Annotated in this window: 2 protein-coding genes; both read left to right on the top strand. The window is 41.5% G+C overall.

The features are described from left to right. A partial coding sequence (locus JCM19037_RS21530; RefSeq protein ID WP_307189916.1) for a tRNA (cytidine(34)-2'-O)-methyltransferase occupies positions 1 to 428 on the top strand: 428 nt, incomplete at its 5' end. Positions 429 to 737: 309 nt separating this feature from the next. Then, entirely contained in the window at positions 738 to 1,043 is a 306-nt protein-coding gene (locus JCM19037_RS21525) for an antibiotic biosynthesis monooxygenase (RefSeq protein ID WP_238544863.1), read from the top strand. Positions 1,044 to 1,676 lie beyond the last annotated feature (633 nt).

The following is a 1,676-nucleotide window of genomic DNA, read 5'->3' as shown; positions in this document are numbered from 1 at the left end:
ACAGGCAATATTGCCCGCACATGTGCCGGGACGTCAACAGCCTCCATTTAATTCATCCACTTGGCTTTTCAACCGAGGATCGAATGTTAAAACGGGCTGGTTGTGATTATTGGCCAAATGTAAACATCAATTACCACCAATCTTTAGAAGCTTTTTTAGCGGAGCGGGATATGTCAGATGTATTTTTTGTTGAAACGACGGGCAGTGATTGGTATACCAACTTTGATTATAGCGATACAAATAAGGATTATTATTTTGTTTTTGGAAAAGAAACGAAAGGACTTCCAGAATGGGTAGCTGAAACATACCCGAATCGCTGCATTCGCTTGCCACAAAATGAACTAATACGTTCATTGAACGTATCAAACGCTGCGGCAATCTTATTATATGAAGCGTTGCGGCAACAGTCTTTCCCTAAGTTAAATTAATAAAAACCCTCTACTTTTAAGAAAAAGTAGAGGGTTTGTCACGATTACGATTGATGTGGTTTTGAATTCTTTCCAGCTGTCATGATGGAAACTAAAAAAGCCGCACATACTGCTAACAATAGAAATAAACGCATGTTTGTTCCTCCCTTAACATCTCTTGCTGCAAAGCAACATCTACTCATCTGACGAAGTCGTCTTGGAGATTCATTCTTATCTTTTATTATAACCAATTATCGTTTGCATGTACATATTTGTCACAGATTCGGACATCCCCTATACTGAAACATAGGAAATGATGAAGGAGGAACAATGATGTATGTTGTGATGAATGAACTTCATGTAGAAAAAGACCAGCATGAAATGGTTAAAGGAAGATTTGAAAAAAGCAAAGATCGTATGAAAGACGTGGAAGGATGCGTAGAATTTCTTTTCTTAGAAAGTGAAAAAGAAGACGTAAGCTTTGTTGTTTTCACGAAGTGGGATTCAAAAGAATCTTATGAGAACTGGCTAAACAGCGACGCATTTCGCTCCGCACATAAAGGTCAACAATCGTCTGACAAGAAGCCAACCACAAACAACAATCTTCGTTCTTTTGAAGTGGTCTTCCACACTTAAAAAGCCTTGCAAAATTTACTACACCCCAATAGTTTGAGTCAAAACTCACTTTTGGGGTGTTCTCTTTTTATGAAGATGATGTCCCCCCATTCTCTCCTTGTTGACCTTCCTCTAGTTCAAAAGCCTATGAGATGTCGGGATGAGTCATGCCGAAAGCCGTTCGGTTTAACTTCGGCACCTCCGGTGGGAATTGTTGTTCGCTCTTGAGGTTTATAAGAATAAACCGGGTTGAAGTTCGGCGTAGAAAGGTTGCCCATGACGAGGTGAATTGCGGTAGTCCAAAGTGATTTAGATCACCAATCCCCTAAAAATCACCAAAAGCAAGCGCACGTCGTCACCGCTGGTGCAAAAAATCGTGAAAAACAATCTAGATCATCAGGAAAACGATCTATATAAGTTGAATTTCGGCAACGAAGTTGCCGATCGGTGTTCGTCACTGCAAGGGTTGCGGCAACACGAAAAACGTTTGCCGAACGATAAAAAGTCGTGACCGAGGCTCACCACCTGGCGCAAGCATGTGATGGCAGGTCACGTATGTGACAATCCGGCCCTCAAACCGGGCACTTTCGGCACTCAACTGTCACAAATCGCAACATTGTGACAGTTGAGACCGTTTATGTGCGCATTCACGTT

Source organism: Geomicrobium sp. JCM 19037 (genome assembly GCF_000698105.1).
Classification (GTDB): Bacteria; Bacillota; Bacilli; order Bacillales; family Marinococcaceae; genus Geomicrobium_A.
Note: the sequence above shows the minus strand (reverse complement) of the source record. Positions and strands in the feature narration are given on the sequence as shown.

What these genes read in the sequence shown, in the direction of transcription:
- JCM19037_RS21525 (WP_238544863.1), top strand. Translation starts at nt 738, where the DNA reads ATGATGTATGTTGTGATGAATGAACTTCATGTAGAAAAAGACCAGCAT.